The sequence below is a fragment of the Lwoffella lincolnii genome (assembly GCF_002014765.1).
In the GTDB taxonomy this organism is placed as follows: Bacteria; Pseudomonadota; Gammaproteobacteria; order Pseudomonadales; family Moraxellaceae; genus Psychrobacter; species Psychrobacter lincolnii.
The window spans coordinates 314,970-334,782 of the sequence record NZ_MUYT01000004.1 but is presented as its reverse complement, the minus strand read 5'-3'; the positions used below and the strand labels follow the sequence as shown (position 1 = coordinate 334,782).

The window sequence follows — 19,813 nt, the reverse complement described above, 5'->3', positions numbered from 1 at the left end:
ACCAACAGTGGTTAGTTGATTTGTGCCAACAGCTCTTTGGCTTGATTTAAATACGGTTCATTGGCAGATTGAGTAATCTCATTTAACAGCCGACGAGCACTGTCATACTCACCAAGCTCAATATATTGCCCAGCCAAATCCATGGTGATTTGTGCGTTATCCAAGTCAGACACATCAAGTTCAGATAAATCCACTAAATTTGACTTATCTGATGCCACATTGGCATCATGGTCTGTGGGTGTTAAATCACTGATGCTAGGCTCTTGAGCTTTAACATCAGATTGAACGGGTGAAATATCAGCCGTATCAAAATCTAAATCCATGCCCAAGTCAAACGCTTGTCGATCATCGCTGTCTTGTTGGCTTGGTTGTTGGGGTTGCTGATTTAGCGGTTGGCTTGGCTGGGACGAATCATCTTGTGTTATCAGATCATCATCAAGTCCAAAATCACTTAAGTCAAACTCATTGCTAAGTTCTGTTGTGTCATCAAGATGTGTGGTGGGCGAATCAGAGGCAACTTTAGAAGCATCATCATCTAAACTGCCTAAATCAAAGTCCAAAGAGTCATCTAATGATGAATCATCTTCGTTACCTTGGTCAGTTGTCAGGGCATCAGCACTGATTTCACTAACATCATTCACAACCACTTCATTTGCATCTTGAATATTTGCATCTCGGACAACGGCAGATTCAGTGGCATCAACTTCTGTGTTCAAGTCAAAATCAGATTCAATATCAAAGCTTAAATCAGCAGATTCAACATCAGACACAAGATTGTCAGACACAACATCATCTTCTGATAAGTCAAATGACAAATCATCTGATGTGTCTAGAGTGTCAGTTAGAACGGTTAAATCATCGTTTGTGTCCGTCTGTAGGCTGGGTTGGTCTGATTGAGTGGCAGTGGCGTGGTCTTCTTCTGTGCTTTCTATGCCAAAATCAAAATCCAAACCATCATTCTCAGCTGTGGTAGGTGATGTGATTTGATCAGATGTGGGCTTGCTGTCATCTAAATCAAATGTTAAGTCGTCATCACCAGTTAAGCCTGCATCATCATTGGTGTCTAAATCTAAAGTAGACGTGGTGTCTAATAAATCGGCTTCTAAATCTTCTAAGCTAAACGCATTGTCGTTAAACGCATCGTCACTTGTTTGTGCCACCGTGGTTTGTGCCATGGGCTGTTGTGCCACAGGTTGCTCGTTGCCAAAGTCAAGGGCATTATCAATATTACCAGCATTAAAATCTAAAGGTGTGTCATCATCTGATGTGACAGATTGGACTGATGGCTCAGGTTTAGACTCAGATTGATGGCGTGTTTGTATCTCTGCGTCTATTAAAGATTTAAGGTGTTTGGCTTCACTGATGATGCCAGTATCACCAGATTGTTGAACTTGAGCATATGTCTGATTGAACTTGTTGATGTTGGAGGTCTGGGCATATAAATTGAGTAAATCAAGTTTAAGCTGAGTATTGTTAGGTTGGGAGTGTATGCCCCTAAGTAATTCGGCTTCAGCATCGTCAAAACGCTGTTGTGCCATCAACTGTTTAGCCACCACGCCAAACTGTGGCGATGGCACGTTTTGCTCGGCTAAATCCATGGGTGTTGGCTGATTTGCCATGGCAGAATCGGTGTGTTCTGTCTTTGATGGTAGAAGTGGTTCATCTTCGAACACATCAGCATCAGCTTGATTGCGACGCATCAACATAAAAACCAGTGCCAGAATAATGATTAAAACCACAATGGCAATAAGAGCGATGTTTTCCATAATAATTCCTATTTTATATGTCAATATTTATTGTTTAAGCTCTTTTAGCTTGGCTTCAAGCTGAGCAATTTTTTCATTTTGTACTTCAAGCTTTTTGGCATAGTCGCTAAATTTATGATTCAATCCATTGACCGAACGCACCGTACTGGCGGTTGATTGGCGAGTGTTTTTTAAACGACCAACAAGGTCTGTGGAAGGAGCATTGTTTGAACTGCTGGCTGATTGGTTGGTGATGCTGGGAGCAACCAGTGCCACACGGTTGGCAGCTTTGGCTGTATTTTTAGCTTGATAACGTTTCTTAGTGGTTGAAGAAGTGGTGCTGGATTTTTTGCCACCAGAAGCGGTTTGTTCATTAGCAAGCTGTTCTCGTTTTGCCGCCAATGCTTTTTCTAAGCTGTTTTGACTGGGGATAAACTCATAATCAGGTAAGATAATCTGTGCATTGGCAATGATGCGACTGGCTTTACCGTCGATAAAGGCATCAGGATTGTCCTGTTGGATTTGTTTCATCACTTGATAAACGCTGACATTGTTGCGTTTGGCAATGTTGTTAGAAATCATCCATAGATTATCATTGCGTTGCACGACATAGGTTTTGCGATGATGAGTTTCAGGATCATTGGCATCAACCAGTGAGTCAGTTGATGATGCTGTCGGTTGAGGCTGAGACTGTGCCATCACTGTGTCAGTCGCTGCGCCTGTCATATCAGTTGTGTCCACACCAAGAGCATTGAGTAGGATATGGTCTGATGCCAATTCACCGATTGGTGGCTCATCTAAAGTCGTAAAAGAATGGGTACGATTTGATGCCAATGTTGTGTTTGATGTTGTGTTTGATGCCAATAATGACGCATCATCTTTTAGCGTGTGTTTGGCTGTACCAGCATTTAAAGCTGAATCACTGCTGGCAACTATGTTATCATTAAAAACAACGTTATCATCAAGAACCATGTTACCATCAAAGTTACTATCAGCTGGAACATGGCTGATTGGCAAATTGACTTGGCTGGCATTGGTAACTTGGTAATCATCATACTGGTTATTATATTGGTTATGATGTGTGGACACATCAGACATGTCTGCCTGTATGTCCACTTGTGTTTTGGCTTGTTTTATATTAAGTTGTTTGACATCATTGGTTGCTACCAATAAAGTTTTTGGCAAAAAGGTATTTTGCCCCCTTTCACTCAAGTCTAAAACAATGTTTTGATATGGGTTTTGCACAGGTCTGGCAGAGGTGATGACCAATTTGCCCGAGGAGTCTGATGTTCGTACAAAATTCACATTCAAACGGTTGCTGTTTTCTAGCCCCATCTGCTCAAAGACTCGGTTGTCTGCAATTTTGGCAGAAAAGTCATCAGGGTTAATGTCTTTAATTTCAATAACCGCATTCAGTGGTTCGTATTGGGCGGAGTTGATTTGTGTTGAGCCGACCGTCACCGCATGGCTAATACCAGCACTGCCGATAAGCATAAAGGTCATCGCAGAAGAAAGTAAGGTTTTTTGTGTCGAAATCTGTTGCCAAGCCATGACAATCCCTTAATTAAAATAAGTTTTGGAAAAAAACAGCCACAATAATGTGTCATTTATATCAAAAATATGGCTTTATTGCCAGTTTCTTTCATTGATGACAACAAAAGATAAGATAAAAATCGCTAATATGTGCCAAAAAATACAGAGAAGCCCACAAATAACGAAAATAAACAACAAAAAGTTAAGCTGTTTTGGTCATCAAAATGCCATGAAAGTGCTATGATGGTTCTCTTATTAAAGTTTCTTTTTGTGTTGTGTTTGATTTATTTTACATTGGCTTGTTTTACGTTGGCTAGTATTGGTATTTTAAGGAAATGGTATGGAAACAATAAGCATGACGTCTTTAACACTGGCTGCCTTATTAAATGCAGGAATCAGTGGCTCTGGCACTCATTTAACTAAAGAAAATACATATATTTTGCCTAAAATAGCAGGGCAATGGCAAGCAGTATTAGATGAACAAGATGATAAAGTGGCTAAAATCCATGCCAATGCAAACATCAGCAGAACCAATGACAGCATGGACAATGACATCAAGATTCCTGATAAAACGATTGATGGTCATAATAATCATGACGGTCGCATTGCCACATGGCAAAAACCCAGCAAAATCTGTCGGGAGTTATATGCCTTTGATAGGGATAATTTTATGCGGACAAGCAGTGCCAATGAAGTGACTTATGGCAACTATGTGGTGCTAACGCATGAAGAGGGATTGCCAATATTGATATTAAAAACCATCTATGATAACAATGAAGTGGATTGCTCGGGCAATCAAGTTGACCAAACTGGTGAGCAAGTCATCGCCTATATTAAAGAAGATGGCAACACCATGCAGTGGTGTGGTGATAAACTGGGTGAGAAATGCCACATTCGTTTTGAAAGAGTGTTGCCTTAAATGCTTTTTTAACCGTAATTTGTTTAACCTACGCCATTTAACACGTCATTTAACCTGACTTATTTAACAAATGCTTTTCTAAATGGTGAATGTTCTGTGCTTCTTTTTTAAAGTTTTTATCTGCCAAAATCACATCTCGATGCAGTGGAATGTTGGTTTTGATGCCTTCAATAATTAATTCATCTAAAGCATGGACACATTTGCTGATGGCTTGCTGACGAGTAGGGGCATGACAAATGAGTTTACCAATCAAGGAATCATAAAAAGAAGGAATGGTGTAGTGTGGATAAAGGTGCGAATCAAAACGCACACCTGCACCACTGGGAGCAAAAAATCGCCCCACTTGCCCTGGTGATGGCATAAAGGTGTGGGGGTCTTCAGCATTAATGCGACACTCAATGGCATGTCCACGAATGTCTATCTCGCTTTGACGATAAGACAGCCCCAAACCAGATGCCACACGCAACTGCTCAACCACAATATCCACGCCTGTAATCATCTCGGTAACAGGATGTTCAACTTGAACACGGGTGTTCATCTCAATAAAGAAAAATTCGCCATTTTCATACAAAAATTCAAATGTGCCTGCCCCCCGATAGCCAATCTGCTGACAAGCTCGAACACAAGCTTGGAGTATCGGCTCACGAATGTCATCTGGAATGTCAGGGGCAGGTGCTTCTTCTAGCACCTTTTGATGACGGCGTTGTAGTGAACAGTCTCGGTCATATAGATGAATGGCATTGCCGTTGCCATCTCCCAACACTTGCACTTCCACATGGCGTGGGTTTTGTAAAAACCGTTCCATATACACGCTGTCGTCACCAAAACTGACCTCAGCTTCTTGCTTGGCAGCTTGTACTTGTCCGATGAGTTGGTCAAAGCGTTCGACAATACGCATGCCACGTCCACCACCTCCAGCAGCGGCTTTAATGAGTAATGGAAAACCGATTTGTTGGGCCTGCTCTTCGGCATTGTGTATGGTGATTGTTCCGACAGAGCCTGGCACAGTTGGTACGTTGGCTTGTTTCATCGCATGAATGGCAGAGATTTTATTGCCCATTAGGCGGATATGGTCAGGGTGTGGACCGACAAAGGTCAGACCTGTATTTTCGACTTGTTCGGCAAATTCGGCATTTTCAGATAAAAAACCATAACCTGGGTGAATGGCATCAGCTCCTGTGATTTCAGCAGCAGTCAGCAGTACATTGGTATTTAGATAGCTGTGATTGGCATTGGGTTTGCCAATGCAGACTGCTTCGTCAACAAATTTTAAGTGCATAAGATTGGCATCGGCGGTGGAATACACGCCAACGGTTTTGATTCCCAGCTGTTTACACGCTCTGACGACACGCAAGGCTATCTCGCCACGATTAGCGATGAGTAATTTTTTTATCATAATAAATGCCCATTAAGACTGGTATCGCACCACAGGTTGACCAAACTGAACCACATCGCCATTTTCTACCAAAATCTCAGCAATCACACCACTTTGTGTGGCTTCAAGTGGGTTCATGATTTTCATCGCTTCAATGATGCCCAAAGTATCACCTGCTTGGACAGTTTGCCCCACTTTGACAAATGGTGGCTCATTGGGACTTGGGGCGGAGTAGAACACGCCAACCATGGGCGAGTTTTCAACGTGTCCTGATTGCTTGGCAGAGCTTGGTTCTTGAGGTTGAGATGATGTTGGCAAGGCGGTGGGAACAGCACTGATGGTGGACGCAATCGGTTGGTAATAACGGGTCAAACTGACTTTGTCATCACCAGAGCAGACTTCTAAAGTCAATAAGTCTTTTTCTTCCATTAAATCAATTAATTGGCGAATGTGTTCGATGTCCATAATGACCTTTTTTTATCAATACCATATGTAACCATATGTATGGTGGTGAGTTAATTTAACCCAATATGTGACAGATATTGTAACAAAAATTTTCAAACACACCCATAGCAAAACCTTTTAAAATTTCAGTGAACAGTTGTTTTTATGTAACTGTCTTTATCCATAAACTATGGCGTTGTTGTGTTATTGTTGAAGTGATTCATTCTTTAATGGCATAAATTCCGGGTAAATGACGCAGATAGCCATGATAGTCCATGCCACAACCATAGACGTATCGATCTGCCACATCCAGTCCCACAAAGTCAACTGAAAAGTCTGCCACTTTACGGTTGTGTTGTTTGTTTAGTAGCACACAGCAGTTGATAGATGCTGGGTTTTCTTGTTTTAGTTCTTCCACCACCGCTTTTAAGGTGATGCCTTCATCGAAGATGTCATCAATCAGTAAAATGTGTTCCCCTGTGATGTCCACATCAGGCTTGTATTTCCACACCAAATCATTGGTGCTTTCATTGTTACGGTAGCGTGTGGCGTGCAGGTAGTGCATGCGATGATAAAAGGTAAGATGGGTAAGCAGTTGTCCTGCTGGTATCAGACCACCATTCATCACCACCATGACAATGGGGTTTAGACCGACATAATGTAGATTAAGCTGGGCTGCCAGACGTTCATAAGCAGCGGCGACCTCAATGCTACTGATGAGACATTCTGAATTACGTAAGGTTTTTTCAATGTCTTGGTTGCTGATTTGGGTCATGGTGTGAACCTTATTTTTGGACGATTAATTGTTGATAGTGATGATATAAGCGTTCGGTTGCTGTTTGGGGCATGTCAGGCATGATTTTATGAATGGCGATTTGAGCGCTTTTAGAAATGGCAGTTTCTGCAATGGGAATGGCACCTCGTTTGAGTAATCCTAAATGCAAGGTTTGGCCAAAATCATGCAAATAATGGTGCAAAGTGGCATTGATGATGGTTTCTGATGCGTTCTGTAGGTAGGTATGCGGGCGTTTGGCTTGGGTGATGGCGGTTTGGATTTTGCTAAAGTTATCATTGATAAGTTGAGCGTCTTCATGGGGTAATTCATATCCCACTCTCATCTGTTCATCATTATCAGTAAATAGGCTATGATTGACCATAAAGTGATAGCTGTCGATGACTTTATCATTGCTCTGCTTGCTTAAGATACTGCCAAGTAAGGTATCAACTGTGCCATGGACAGTTTTGACCACTTTTTCAAGGCGGTGTTTTCGCTCTGGATCTTGTATCAAGGTAACCAAATCATTGAGCAAGTTATCAATCAGTTCATGAGCGATGAGTTTGGTAACTTCATCACGGTGGGGATAATAGTCGGTTTTTATGTTGTTTTCGATGATGTGTTGGATTTCTTCAATTTTAGTTTTAAGCTGGTCGCTGGGCAAAAATCCAAAGTAGGTAGTCATGGAGTGTCTCTAAAGGCATAAAATGTGAAATAAAATAAATGGGCTAAAATAAGCCAATTATCAGTTAATAACAGATTAAATAAGTTAGTAATATATTATAAATTGGTTAATAAAAAATTAATAATAAGCCAACAACAAGACGTGATGGCTGCTTAATACGCCTTAGAGTAATGGCTTTTGTGTCAATCGTCAACTTGATTTGTTTTGCTGGGCGTTTTGCCAAAATAAAGCGACCTTTTTAAGCAGGTTAAGCAGGTTCATTAACTTTAGTTTGTTTGCTTGCTTGTTTGCCATAGACATACGCCATGCCCAACACCAACGCGCATATTGGCACACACACAGGCAAGAACATTGGGTTTTGTAGCCCACCGAACAACACAAATACCGAGCCAAGCGTTGCCAAAATAGGGGCAATCAGACCAAAAAAGAGGCTTTTTATCACCCCTTGTCGCCATAACTTAATCACCGCAAAATAAAGCACCACATACAGCACATAGCTTACGACAATGGCAATCTCTGAGATGTCCATGTTGCCTAAAATGCCTGTTTTCATGGTGATATAATGTGTCATAAACCAAAATAGGGCAATCGCCAGTGTGAACCAAGCTGAGTTATTGGGCAGTTGGGTTTTTGCTGATATGACGGATAAGCTTTTTGCTAAGGGAATGCGACCTGCCAACGCCAATGAATAGGGCAAACGAATGAAACCCAATACCAGACCGTTGACTGTTCCCATCACCGAGATTATCACAAATGCCAAAAATACCTTGCCTGCCGTTGCCCCAAATAAGGCTTGTGTTACCGCATCGACACTGGCATCACCCATACTCATCAACTGACCTGCTCCCAAATAGGCAGAAATTCCGACAAAATAAATCAAATAGCCCAGTAAAATCAAAATTGGTGCAACAATCAACGCAATCGGTAGGTTGCGTTTGGCATTTTTTAGTTCACCTGAAATGCTGGTGGCAACAATCCAACCATCAAATGTAAACGCAATCGGCCCGACTGCCCCAAGCCATGCTAATGTGGATACCGACGTCATGACATCATCATTAGCAACCACTTGCTGAGCGGTATGCAACATGGTGGTGGTGTCACCCTTAATAAAGGCGAGTATGCCAATACAAAATAACGGTATCAGCTTGATGACGGTCGATAATATTTGAAACCTACCTGCCCAACTGGCAGAAAACACGTTCATCATATAATTGATGATAAGCCATGCCAGCCCAATCACCATTTGTAGCTCAAGGCTGGCATTGTCTATCCCAAGCAGTAGCGATAAAAAGATGCCCACCACCCATGACACCACCACGCCGATGGTGGGAAAATACAAAAAAGTCTGAAACCAGCCCACCATGGTAGAAAATTCTGGGCCAACAAATTCATCAGCATAAGCGATGATGCCACCATGATTATCACTGCGACTGGCAAGCTGAGCGATGGTCAATGAACCAAAGATGATGGCGATGGCTGCTAAAACAAACACCACAATGCCAAGACTGACACTGCCACCCGTGTGTTGCAAAACGTTGTCTGCTTTAAAAAAAATGCCCGACCCAATGACAATGCCCACCAACATGGCAAGTGCGGTCATTAGATTATATTTGGGGGTAATTTGGACACTATTTGTGTGGTTATCTGTGTGGCTATCTGTTTGGTTATGGGGGGGGTTGATGGCAGGCATGGCACAAACTCAAAAAAAACTTAAAAAAAACAGCGACGAATATTAGCCGTTTAAGCCTTATTTTGCAACCGTTTAAAATGCCATCATATGGGGAATTTTAATGTTAGGGCATTTTGCCTAGCCTAATCTTAATATTGATAATTTATATCATTATCTTGATGAATTAAAAGGTAAATTACGAATGTCTACTCAGCCATTTTTGCTATTATGATTTTTATGATTATAATGGCTAATATAAACCTTACATAAACTAAGCACTTTTTAGGATTGATTATGACCACCAATGACACGGTCAATAAGACCACTGATGCCATCAATGATAAGCAACGTAAACCCCAAAAAAATACCGCTTTTGATTATCGTAAATATCAACCATTTGCCTTTGCTCCCAAGCTGACTGATCGCACTTGGGCGGACAAACAGCTGACCAAAGCCCCAATTTGGGCAAGTGTGGATTTGCGTGATGGCAATCAAGCTTTAATTGACCCCATGACCATTGAGCAGAAACTCAAATTCTTCAAACTGCTGGTTGATGTTGGGTTTAAAGAGATTGAAATCGGCTTTCCGTCAGCCGCTCAAGTAGAATATGATTTTACTCGCAAACTGATAGAAGAAGGGCATGTGCCTGATGATGTAACGTTGCAAGTGTTGGTACAGGCTCGTGAGCATCTCATTCGCCGAACCTTTGAGTCTTTGCAAGGGGCAAAACGTGCCATTGTTCACGTTTATAACTCGACCAGCAAGGTCCAACGTGATAAGGTATATCAAAAAAGCAAACAAGAAATCAAAGACATTGCCTTATTTGGTGCAACCATGCTTAAAGATTTGGCAAAAGAGTATCCTGATACAGAGTGGATATTTGAATACTCACCAGAGAGCTTTAGCCAGACTGAGACCGACTTTGCCATTGATGTTTGTGATGCGGTCTGTGAGATATGGCAACCAGAGCAGGGACAACAAGTGATTTTAAACCTACCTGGGACGGTAGAAGCCTCCACACCCAATGTCTTTGCTGACCAAGTGGAGTATTTTTGTCGTCACCTTAAGCATCGTGAGTATGTAACCATCAGTCTCCACACCCACAACGACCGTGGTACAGCAGTCGCTGCCAGTGAATTGGGGTTGATGGCAGGGGCGGACCGCATCGAAGGCACCTTACTTGGTAATGGTGAACGCACTGGTAATATGGACATCTTGGTGATGGCCATGAATCTATATAGTCAAGGTGTTGACCCAGAACTTGACTTTAGTAACATCAGCGAAATTGTTCAGGTGGTTAGCGAATGTAATCAATTACCTGTGCATCCTCGCCACCCTTATGTTGGTGAATTGGTGTTCACCGCCTTTAGTGGCTCACATCAAGATGCGATTAAAAAATCATTGGATTATAACGAGCAACACTTGGAACAAACGCAAGGCATCTGGGACGTGGCGTATTTACCCATTGACCCTGCACACATTGGGCGTGGTTACCAAGATGTGGTACGCATCAACAGCCAATCAGGCAAAGGCGGAGTGGCGTATATTCTACAACGTGAATTTGGCTTTAATCTGCCTCGTTGGATGCAAATTGACTTTAGTAAAGTGGTACAAATTGAAGCTGAAAAACAAGCTCGAGAGTTGCAAATTGATGAAATTTTATCCGCTTTTAAACGCACTTATTTGCATCAAGAGCGGTTGCGTTTATTGGATTATAGCGTCAGTAATAAAGGTGGTGATGTGCATTTTGTTGGGCAAGTGGACATCAATGGCACGGTGGTGGACATTCAAGGCACGGGTAATGGCCCACTGTCGTCATTCATTGATGGTATTGGCACGCATTTTAGTAAAGCCATTCATGTTACCAACTATTCCGAACACGCCATCAGCCAAAATCATCTGGACGATGGCAACAACAGCGATGAAAACAAAACCAATGCAGATGCGGTGGCGTATATTCAGCTGAGTATTGATGGACAGATTTACTCAGGCATTGGTACTTGTACCAGTACCGTATCTGCCATGCTAAAAGGAGCGTTATCAGCCCTGACTCAAATCACTCAATAATCACTTTTTTTATACTTCCTATTTTATTCACGGTATGCTTATGTCTTATGCTTCTAAACAACATCACACTGTGTTAAACCGACTCATCGAAATGCAACAATTAAATGATGACATTCAGGCTCAAACACAACAACTTAAAATCATGCTCAAACAAATCAAACAATTGCAAAAACAGCATGCTAGGTTAGATGAATTTTATCAAAAAGAGTATCAATCTCTTTGTTTGGCTTACCAAAATGGGGACATCAGTGAGCAAGATTTGGATTATGTGAACGAACAAGCAAAAACCAAAGGTTATTCTGTCTTAAGTGAAGATGGCATTTGGAATGTGTTGATTGATGCTGAACAAACACAAAGGGCATTGATTAAACAATTGGTAAACGCATTATGAACCATAAGTATTCTCAATTACTAATCATGACTAATCAGCCACACACAGCCAGCCACACAATTCACTACACAATCGGACGACGGCGATAAAACACAATGCTGGGAATGGACAAACCCAATACCAAGCCTGAAATGACGAATATCGCTTCAAAAAAATACCGCATCATCTGTTCAAATAACGCCATACTAAAGCCAGCATAACCAATCTGCACCATGCTTATCATGGCCTTATAAGCCACAATGCCGGGCATTAAACAGATGATGCTTGGAATAATCAGCGTCTTGGGCGGTAGAATGTACCGCCTGGACACCGCCACCCCCAAAAAACTTGCCACCATTGCCCCACAAAATGTCGCCAACACCAAATGCACATCATGGTTTACCAACAGCGTCTTTGTGCCAAAGCCACTGACTGTCAGTAGCAAACACACCCCAATAAAAGATTTAGGGACATTCAGCATTAATGTCCAACCCAAAGTAATCAGACATGCCAATATCAAAGCGGTCAAAAACGTCATGATAAATTACCTGCCATCATCTGTTATTATAATCCCCAATTTGGCAAGCCAAGCAACAATAATGCCATGACAATGCCCACACAAGCCGATAGCGTCAACATAGAAGCATACACATAACGACCGATGCCCATGCTGATAAATCCCTTTAATATGTCATACAACGCATTGATGATGGGAAAGCTTGGCACAAGAAGCAACACGCTAGATGCCACCGCCACCGCAGGGTCATCAGTAAATGGTAAAAAATAACTGCTTGCCCCCATCAATGATGCCACAAAAGCCGTCATAATCACCGCTATAAATGGATTAAAATGCCAGCGGGCGAGCATCAACCGACAACCCATCGCCAAAAAACCCGCCACAAACGTGATGGCAGTGATGGCAATATTACCACCATTGAGATGAGCAAAACTGGCACACGACCCCCCAACAAAGGTTGTTACCAACCATGGTGAATACACCTTGTGGTCAAGCTCATCAAAGCATAAGATGGTTTGGCTGATGCGTTCTTGTAGATGGTCAGTGGTTTTGTCATTAAAATCAGGTGTCAGCTGACGTTCTGCTTGACTGACAATGCGTTGAATTTGTATCAGCATATTGACATTGATGGCTTGGCTCACGGTGTCTCGGGTGGTGGTAATGCACCTTTGATTGTATACCGTCGTCAGAGTAATGGCATTAAAAGACAACGCACATTCCACACTGCCTACCCCCAACGCCAGCCCCAAGCGTTTGCTTAAATCCGTTACCAATAAAGACTCACCCCCATATTGCATTAGCAGCAACCCACAGCGGACACACAAACGAGTGATTTGTTGTTGCTGTTCGTATGCCATATAGGGCATGGATTTTGGCTTGTTTTGAGCAGTTGTCTTGTTGGCAGTTGTTTTGTTGCCAATCATGGTTGTCGCTAATGTTGTTTGGGGCAAATTTGAATGCGTTGGGGTTGAGTGTTTCAAGATAAACTCGCTCAAAATGATTTATGCTGATTATTTATGCTTATGATACATAAAGACACTTGAAATGTCGCCATCCATCACCATCATTAAGCATGACTCATTGAGGTGTGCCAGCACATCTCTTAAACTTAACGGGTGTGTCTGTTTTCCTTAGTCTTCCTTTTTAATGGACACACAAAATTCATCCGTGCCAATCACATACCAACGCCCACAGTCAAGGTTTGGTCATGATGGCACACCAAGGAGGATGCCCCATCATGACTGCTCATCAATCCCATAAAAAAAATGTACTCATCATCGGTGCAGGTGGTGTGGCACAAGTGGTTGCCCACAAATGTGCCATGAATAATGACATATTGGGCGAAATACACATCGCCAGTCGCACATTATCAAAGTGTGATGCCATTTACGATAGCATCGTAAAAAAAGACAGCTTTAAACTGCCTGCTGTCTTACACACGCATGAAATTGATGCCATGGACGTGTCTGCCCTAAAGGAGCTGATACAACAGCTGAACGTACAAATTGTCATCAACGTTGGTACGGCATTTATCAACATGACCGTATTAGAAGCCTGTATTCAAACAGGCGTGGCATACATCGATACCGCCATTCACGAAGACCCAAGCAAAATTTGTGAAGACCCACCTTGGTACGCTAACTATGAATGGAAACGCCGAGACCGCTGTGCTAAGCACAAAATTACTGCCATCTTGGGAGCAGGTTTTGACCCTGGTGTGGTCAATGCTTACGCCCGCATTGGTCATGACATGATGGATAAAGGGTCAGTTACTGACATTGACATCATTGATATTAACGATGGTAATCATGGTAAATATTTTGCCACTAACTTTGATCCTGAAATTAACTTTAGAGAATTTACAGGAACTGTGTATTCTTGGCAAGATGACCAATGGCATTCAAATAACATGTTTGAGGTTAAGCGTACCGATGATTTGCCTGTGGTTGGCATACAAGACAGCTACTTAAGCGGGCATGATGAAGTGCATTCACTATCTGCTAATTTACAAGTACCTAATATTCGCTTTTGGATGGGTTTTGGTGAGCATTATATGAATGTGTTCTCAGTACTCAATAATCTTGGACTGTTGTCAGAACAACCTGTGATGACCGCTGAAGGACAAGAAATTGTGCCATTAAAAGTGGTTAAATCGGTACTGCCTGATCCAAGTTCGCTTGCCCCTAACTACACAGGAAAAACGTGCATCGGTGATAAAATCAAAGGCAAAATCAATGGCAAACCTGCTGAAATATTTATTTATAATGTCTCTGACCACAAAGAAGCGTTTGAAGAAGTGGGCAGTCAAGCCATCAGCTACACCGCAGGCGTGCCAGCTGTCGCTGCTGCCATGCTGGTGGCAACAGGGGAATGGGACGTACAGCGTATGGTCAATGTTGAAGAGCTAGACCCCAAACCATTTATCAACTTGCTCAATGACATTGGTTTACCCACTCGGATTAAAGATGACCACGGAGATAGGGTATTGTCTTACTAAATGGGCGATATTTTGTGAATTTTTTCAGGATAAAACCCCACCATGTGGTGGGTTTTTTATGGTCAAGATTTTACACTGAATCCCAATAGACTTCTTTCACCCAAAAGGTATTGTTAATTTTGAGAATGTATTATGATTTTTGCAAGAGATTTATTATCCATCGATATTAAATCGGTTGTTATTAAATCGCTTGTTGTGTTGGCACAACCGCCAAAAACTCTTGACGAGCTGCCTTATCAGTCACAAAATCACCAAGCATCGCATGGGTGCGAGTGGTGGAATTTTGTTTGGACACACCACGCATCATCATGCACATGTGTGATGCGTCCATCACCACCGCCACGCCACGGCAGTCAGTCAGTTCATTGATGGCTTCGGCGACCTGTTTGGTTAGATTTTCTTGGATTTGTAAGCGTCTGGCGTACATGTCGATGATGCGAGCGACCTTAGATAACCCAAGTACCTTACCATTGGGTAAATAGCCCACATGTGCAACCCCATAAAATGGTAATAAATGATGCTCACACATTGAATAAAATTCAATGTTTTGTACCAGTACCAGCTCATCATTGTCGGTAGGAAAAATGGCGTTGTTGCTCACTTCTGTTAGGGTTTGGTTATAGCCTTGCGTCAGATAGTCAAATGCTTTGGCTGCTCTTACGGGGGTATCGATTAGCCCTGCTCGAGACAAATCTTCGCTGGTGGATTCAATTAATTGACTGTACAAAAACGCATTGGGGTGTTCGGTGTGTGTCATAAAATACCTAAAGCCAAAAATGACCTAAGCAAAACATCGCTTTGGTTAGCGACGAATTTTGATTGCCGACTAACAGGTCATCTTTTATGTTGCAAAAATTAAGTTTACAGTTGTGCATTTATTTGCCATTTGCACTATACTAAATGGCCGAATACTAAAATGGCTTAACCAAAACAGCTTATTATTTAAAACCTGCTATTTTTAAAACCTGCTATTTTTAAAACCTGCTATTTTTAAAACCTGCTATTATAGTCAAAAGGAAGAATTCATGCTATTACAAGGTAAACGATTTGTGGTAACGGGCATCGCCAGTAAACTATCCATTGCTTGGAGCATCGCCGAATCCCTACACCGTGAAGGGGCGTCGCTGATACTCACTTATCCAAATGACAAAATCAAAAAGCGAGTGGACATGGCGGCCGATGCTTTTGACGCAGATAAGGTGATTGAGTGTGATGTCGCCAGTGATGTGTCCATCACCGCTTGCTTTAATGAGATTGCCAGTCATTGGGGAGATGGCATTGATGGGGTGGTGCATGCCATTGGTTTTGCACCTGCCGACCAGTTAGATGGTGATTTTACTCATGTGACGACTCGTGAAGGCTCACAAGTGGCACACGACATTTCAAGTTATAGCTTTGTTGCGCTTGCTAAAGTTGCTCGCCCACTGCTTGCCAAGCGTCAAGGTTCATTGTTAACGTTGACGTATGAAGGCAGTATTTCGGTCTTGCCTAACTATAACGTCATGGGCATGGCAAAAGCCAGCCTTGAGGCAAGCGTTCGCTATTTGGCGGTGTCATTAGGTGGTGAAGGGATACGAGTAAATGCCATCTCAGCAGGTCCTATTCGCACCTTGGCAGCCAGTGGCATCAAATCTTTTCGTAAACTGTTGGACATTAATGAAAAAATTGCCCCATTACAACGCAATGTCAGTCAGCAAGAAGTGGGTAATGCGGCGTTGTTTTTGCTATCACCTTGGGCATCAGGCATTACAGGTGAGATTTTGTTTGTTGATGCAGGGGTCAATACCGTTGGTATGAGTGAGCAGTTGTTACAGTTGGCAGATACAGATGATTAGGGTGTATTGATGGGTTGTCTTTGTGGCTACAATTCCCTGCCATTACCCTACCATTGGCTCTATTTTTTCATCACAGACTTATGATAAGATAAGCCTGTGCATTATCTTTAAGCCCAGCATCACCCTATAATAGGGCAACCATTTTAATAAGGATAAACGATGAAATCTGCCCACCCATTAACCCCTTTTTTACCCAGCAATCCCATTGGCTTTAAACCCACAGAACTGCTCAATCCTGACCACATCAATCAGCAAAGTCATGCCTTATTTAAGTTGATATCACCGTTATACAGTGTCGATGAGTCGACATTCATGCGTGAATTGTTGCCACTTGCCAAGCCGTCTGATGCTGAGAAACAACAAATTGCCACCCAAACGCATCAATTGGTTGAGCATGTGCGTCAAAATGGTGATGCGGTCAAAATGGTTGATTCGCTGTTATTGGAGTACAGTTTAGACACCAAAGAAGGCATCTTATTGATGAGCTTGGCAGAAGCCTTAATCAGAGTGCCTGATAATGCCACCGCTGATGCACTTATCCGTGATAAGATGAGCGTGGCAGATTGGAAAAAACACCTAAAAGACGATAACGCTTTTATGGTCAATGCGTCAACTTGGGGCTTGATGATGACGGGTAAAGTGGTGAGTATCGATAAAGACACCACCGCCACAGGCTTTTTGGATAAAATGACCAAAAAAATGGGTGAGCCAGTCATTCGCAGTGCCATGCAAAAAGCCATGAAAATCATGGGGCATCAGTTTGTGTTGGGTGAAAGCATCGAAAAAGCCCATAAAAACAGCCAGTCGTATCGTAACAAGGGTTATACTTATTCGTTTGACATGTTGGGTGAAGCTGCCATCACTAACAAAGATGCTGAAAAGTATTTTAATGACTATTTGCATGCTGTCAAATCCGTTGCCAACATCAAAGTTAATGATGGCATGCCCAAGCCGTCCGTGTCTATTAAGCTGTCTGCTTTGCACCCACGTTATGAAGCCACCCAAGAAGCACAGGTATTAGGTTTGCTTAAGCAACGCTGTTTGCTCCTTATTGAAGCTGCCAAAGAAGTCAACGTGGATATTAGTATCGATGCTGAAGAAGCTGACCGCTTGGAGATATCTTTAAAATTATTTGAAGCCCTTTATACCGATGTCATCTTACAAGATTGGGACGGACTTGGCATCGTGGTGCAAGCGTATTCTAAACGTGCCATTGCCGTGTTGGCTTGGCTGGCAAGTCTTGCCAAAACGCATGGCAAACGCATTCCTGTGCGTTTGGTGAAAGGGGCGTATTGGGACAGTGAAATCAAATTGGCCCAACAAAAAGGCTTATCAGGCTATCCTGTGTGGACACGAAAAGAAGGCACAGACACCGCCTATTTGGCATGTGCCAGATTTTTATTATCAGAGCATTTGCAAGGGCTGATTTGGCCACAATTTGCCACACACAATGCCCATACGTTGGCATCAGTCATGACCATGAGTACGCATAAAAACTTTGAGTTCCAACGTCTGCATGGCATGGGTGATGCTTTATATGACCACATTTTACAAGCTTATCAAATCCCTGTCCGTATTTATGCGCCTGTGGGTGCTCACAAAGATTTGTTGCCATATTTGGTGCGTCGCTTATTAGAAAATGGGGCAAACAGCTCTTTTGTGCATCAGCTGCTTGATAAGTCTTATCCGATTGATAAGCTGACCGTACACCCCTTTGATAAGCTAACGGCACATGCCACTTTGCATAATCCCAAAATCCCACTGCCCATTGATATGTATCCTGACCGTCAAGCCAGTGTTGGGCCTAATATTTTCATTGAGTCGCAGTGGCAACCGTTTAAGCAAGCCATTGATGCGTTTGCCAAAACGCAATGGCAAGCCAATAGCTTGGTCAATGGCGAAGATGTTCAATCAAGCGACGATGTCATAACAATCACTGCTCCTTATGACCGTAGCCATCATGTTGGGCAAGCACGGTTTGCCAATGCTGATATTGCCAAGACCGCCATTGATGTGGCAGTGCAAGGGCAACAAGCGTGGGCAGAAACACCAATTGTCGAGCGTGCCAATATTGCCAGACAAGTGGCAACATTGTATGAAGACAATTATGCTGAATTTATGGCGTTGTGCCATCATGAAGCGGGTAAGACCATACAAGACAGCATCGATGAATTAAGAGAAGCGGTGGATTTTTGTCGCTTTTATGCCAACGAAATTGAACGCATTGGTGATGATGTCAATGAATTTGTTGATTTGACAGGACAACATCATCAGCAAAAACGATTTGCCTTAGGCACGGTGGTGTGTATTAGCCCATGGAACTTCCCATTAGCCATCTACACAGGACAAATCATCGCCGCTTTAATGGCAGGCAATACCGTGGTGGCAAAACCTGCTGAACAGACCAGCTTAATTGCTTATTTTGCCGCCAAGCTTATGCACCAAGCAGGCGTGCCAAAATCAGCGTTACAGTTGGTGTTGGGTGCTGGTGATGTGGGGGCAACGTTGACTGGCTCACCACAAATAGACGGGGTGATTTTCACTGGCTCTACTCAGACAGCTCAGCTGATTAACCAAAGTTTGCACAAATCAGCGTTAAATAATGACAAACCAAAACTGCCCGTATTAATCGCTGAAACGGGTGGTCAAAATGCCATGATTGTGGACTCCACCGCTTTGCCAGAGCAAGTGGTGCGTGATGCGGTGATGTCTGCCTTTGGGTCAGCAGGACAACGCTGTTCTGCTTGTCGCATCTTGTGTGTGCAAGATGAGATTGCTGATGGCATCATTGAGTTGTTACAAGGAAACATGGCAGAGCTGGTGGTGGGTGATCCAAGCCAAGTAACCACCGATGTGGGGCCTGTCATTGACATGGAAGCTCAAGAAAGTTTGCTGGATCATATTGAGCGTATGAAAAGTGAACCAACTGCCAAGCTGATTGCTCAAGCCAATGTCAATGCCCAAATCAATGCTCAAACCAACGCCACCACATCAACACAAAACGCATCAACACAAAAACAAGCAACGTTTGTGCCACCAACTGCCATTGAAGTCAGCAACATCGATGTCATTGGTGGTGAGCATTTTGGTCCGATTATGCACGTTTTACGCTATCGTAGTCAAGATTTGGACAGCCTTATCGACAGCATCAACGCCACAGGCTATGGGCTGACCATGGGTATTCATAGTCGCATCGAAACAGTTGCCGACCGCATCGAACGCCGTGCGTTGGTGGGGAATACCTACATTAACCGTAACCAAATCGGAGCGGTGGTCAATGTGCAACCCTTTGGTGGCACAGGGCTATCTGGCACAGGGCCTAAAGCAGGCGGACCACATTATATGGCTCGTCTGATGCAATGGCAAGCCAAGTAGTTTTATG

Annotated in this window: 16 protein-coding genes; 6 read left to right on the top strand and 10 right to left on the bottom strand. The window is 42.9% G+C overall.

What is annotated here, in order from left to right; genetic code table 11:
- Positions 1-11: 11 nt before the first annotated feature.
- Positions 12-1,766 (bottom strand): FimV/HubP family polar landmark protein, encoded by a 1,755-nt coding sequence (locus B0682_RS03710; RefSeq protein ID WP_078306719.1) that lies wholly within the window; start codon positions 1,764-1,766, stop codon positions 12-14.
- Positions 1,767-1,793: 27 nt separating this feature from the next.
- Positions 1,794-3,296 carry a type IV pilus assembly protein FimV gene (locus B0682_RS03705; RefSeq protein ID WP_078306718.1) on the bottom strand — a complete coding sequence of 501 codons (1,503 nt, stop codon included), beginning with the start codon at positions 3,294-3,296 and terminating at the stop codon, positions 1,794-1,796.
- Between the two features lie 337 nt (positions 3,297-3,633).
- On the opposite strand from B0682_RS03705, the gene B0682_RS03700 reads away from it, so the two are divergent.
- Positions 3,634-4,197 carry a hypothetical protein gene (locus tag B0682_RS03700; protein ID WP_143823256.1) on the top strand — a complete coding sequence of 188 codons (564 nt, stop codon included), beginning with the start codon at positions 3,634-3,636 and terminating at the stop codon, positions 4,195-4,197.
- 49 nt (positions 4,198-4,246) lie between these two features.
- Here the strand turns inward: B0682_RS03700 and accC are convergent, their stop codons facing one another.
- The 5 genes from accC to B0682_RS03675 all read right to left on the bottom strand — a co-directional run bounded on the left by accC (position 4,247) and on the right by B0682_RS03675 (position 9,166).
- Positions 4,247-5,593, bottom strand: coding sequence for an acetyl-CoA carboxylase biotin carboxylase subunit (accC, locus tag B0682_RS03695; protein ID WP_078306716.1), 1,347 nt, complete (start codon positions 5,591-5,593; stop codon positions 4,247-4,249).
- Positions 5,594-5,605: 12 nt separating this feature from the next.
- A complete protein-coding gene (accB, locus tag B0682_RS03690; protein ID WP_078306715.1) occupies positions 5,606-6,037 on the bottom strand; it encodes an acetyl-CoA carboxylase biotin carboxyl carrier protein in 432 nt (143 codons plus the stop codon).
- Positions 6,038-6,236: 199 nt separating this feature from the next.
- Positions 6,237-6,791, bottom strand: coding sequence for a hypoxanthine-guanine phosphoribosyltransferase (locus B0682_RS03685; protein ID WP_078306714.1), 555 nt, complete (start codon positions 6,789-6,791; stop codon positions 6,237-6,239).
- A 10-nt stretch (positions 6,792-6,801) separates the two neighbouring features.
- Positions 6,802-7,476 (bottom strand): hypothetical protein, encoded by a 675-nt coding sequence (locus B0682_RS03680; protein WP_078306713.1) that lies wholly within the window; start codon positions 7,474-7,476, stop codon positions 6,802-6,804.
- A gap of 247 nt (positions 7,477-7,723) precedes the next feature.
- Positions 7,724-9,166, bottom strand: a complete 1,443-nt coding sequence (locus B0682_RS03675; protein ID WP_078306712.1) for an APC family permease — start codon at positions 9,164-9,166, stop codon at positions 7,724-7,726.
- Positions 9,167-9,439: 273 nt separating this feature from the next.
- Between B0682_RS03675 and leuA the strand changes: the two genes are divergently transcribed.
- Positions 9,440-11,212: a 2-isopropylmalate synthase gene (gene leuA / locus B0682_RS03670; RefSeq protein ID WP_078306711.1), complete on the top strand. Its 1,773-nt coding sequence runs from the start codon at positions 9,440-9,442 to the stop codon at positions 11,210-11,212.
- Positions 11,213-11,252: 40 nt separating this feature from the next.
- Entirely contained in the window at positions 11,253-11,603 is a 351-nt protein-coding gene (locus B0682_RS03665; RefSeq protein WP_240494839.1) for a DUF4298 domain-containing protein, read from the top strand.
- A gap of 64 nt (positions 11,604-11,667) precedes the next feature.
- Here B0682_RS03665 and B0682_RS03660 read toward each other — a convergent pair whose 3' ends face one another.
- Together B0682_RS03660 and B0682_RS03655 are read right to left on the bottom strand one after the other, a co-directional pair.
- Entirely contained in the window at positions 11,668-12,120 is a 453-nt protein-coding gene (locus B0682_RS03660) for a threonine/serine exporter family protein (protein WP_078306709.1), read from the bottom strand.
- Positions 12,121-12,146: 26 nt separating this feature from the next.
- Positions 12,147-12,965 (bottom strand): threonine/serine exporter family protein, encoded by an 819-nt coding sequence (locus tag B0682_RS03655; protein WP_078307036.1) that lies wholly within the window; start codon positions 12,963-12,965, stop codon positions 12,147-12,149.
- Between the two features lie 341 nt (positions 12,966-13,306).
- On the opposite strand from B0682_RS03655, the gene B0682_RS03650 reads away from it, so the two are divergent.
- On the top strand, positions 13,307-14,596 hold the full coding sequence (locus B0682_RS03650) for a saccharopine dehydrogenase family protein (RefSeq protein WP_240494838.1): 1,290 nt from the start codon (positions 13,307-13,309) through the stop codon (positions 14,594-14,596).
- Positions 14,597-14,777: 181 nt separating this feature from the next.
- On the opposite strand, the gene folE is transcribed toward B0682_RS03650, so the two are convergent.
- Positions 14,778-15,353, bottom strand: coding sequence for a GTP cyclohydrolase I FolE (gene folE, locus B0682_RS03645; RefSeq protein WP_078306708.1), 576 nt, complete (start codon positions 15,351-15,353; stop codon positions 14,778-14,780).
- 268 nt (positions 15,354-15,621) lie between these two features.
- Between folE and B0682_RS03640 the strand changes: the two genes are divergently transcribed.
- A complete protein-coding gene (locus B0682_RS03640) occupies positions 15,622-16,431 on the top strand; it encodes an enoyl-ACP reductase FabI (RefSeq protein WP_078306707.1) in 810 nt (269 codons plus the stop codon).
- A gap of 159 nt (positions 16,432-16,590) precedes the next feature.
- Positions 16,591-19,806: a bifunctional proline dehydrogenase/L-glutamate gamma-semialdehyde dehydrogenase PutA gene (gene putA / locus B0682_RS03635; RefSeq protein WP_078306706.1), complete on the top strand. Its 3,216-nt coding sequence runs from the start codon at positions 16,591-16,593 to the stop codon at positions 19,804-19,806.
- The last annotated feature ends 7 nt before the right edge of the window (positions 19,807-19,813 follow it).

Bases quoted from the DNA above. Each gene is read 5' to 3' on its own strand.
- folE (WP_078306708.1), bottom strand. From the start codon at position 15,353: ATGACACACACCGAACACCCCAATGCGTTTTTGTACAGTCAATTAATT.
- accB (WP_078306715.1), bottom strand. From the start codon at position 6,037: ATGGACATCGAACACATTCGCCAATTAATTGATTTAATGGAAGAAAAA.
- B0682_RS03675 (WP_078306712.1), bottom strand. From the start codon at position 9,166: ATGCCTGCCATCAACCCCCCCCATAACCAAACAGATAGCCACACAGAT.
- B0682_RS03710 (WP_078306719.1), bottom strand. From the start codon at position 1,766: ATGGAAAACATCGCTCTTATTGCCATTGTGGTTTTAATCATTATTCTG.
- leuA (WP_078306711.1), top strand. From the start codon at position 9,440: ATGACCACCAATGACACGGTCAATAAGACCACTGATGCCATCAATGAT.
- B0682_RS03700 (WP_143823256.1), top strand. From the start codon at position 3,634: ATGACGTCTTTAACACTGGCTGCCTTATTAAATGCAGGAATCAGTGGC.
- B0682_RS03660 (WP_078306709.1), bottom strand. From the start codon at position 12,120: ATGACGTTTTTGACCGCTTTGATATTGGCATGTCTGATTACTTTGGGT.
- B0682_RS03650 (WP_240494838.1), top strand. From the start codon at position 13,307: ATGATGGCACACCAAGGAGGATGCCCCATCATGACTGCTCATCAATCC.
- B0682_RS03685 (WP_078306714.1), bottom strand. From the start codon at position 6,791: ATGACCCAAATCAGCAACCAAGACATTGAAAAAACCTTACGTAATTCA.
- accC (WP_078306716.1), bottom strand. From the start codon at position 5,593: ATGATAAAAAAATTACTCATCGCTAATCGTGGCGAGATAGCCTTGCGT.
- B0682_RS03640 (WP_078306707.1), top strand. From the start codon at position 15,622: ATGCTATTACAAGGTAAACGATTTGTGGTAACGGGCATCGCCAGTAAA.
- B0682_RS03680 (WP_078306713.1), bottom strand. From the start codon at position 7,476: ATGACTACCTACTTTGGATTTTTGCCCAGCGACCAGCTTAAAACTAAA.
- B0682_RS03665 (WP_240494839.1), top strand. From the start codon at position 11,253: ATGTCTTATGCTTCTAAACAACATCACACTGTGTTAAACCGACTCATC.
- putA (WP_078306706.1), top strand. From the start codon at position 16,591: ATGAAATCTGCCCACCCATTAACCCCTTTTTTACCCAGCAATCCCATT.
- B0682_RS03705 (WP_078306718.1), bottom strand. From the start codon at position 3,296: ATGGCTTGGCAACAGATTTCGACACAAAAAACCTTACTTTCTTCTGCG.
- B0682_RS03655 (WP_078307036.1), bottom strand. From the start codon at position 12,965: ATGCCCTATATGGCATACGAACAGCAACAACAAATCACTCGTTTGTGT.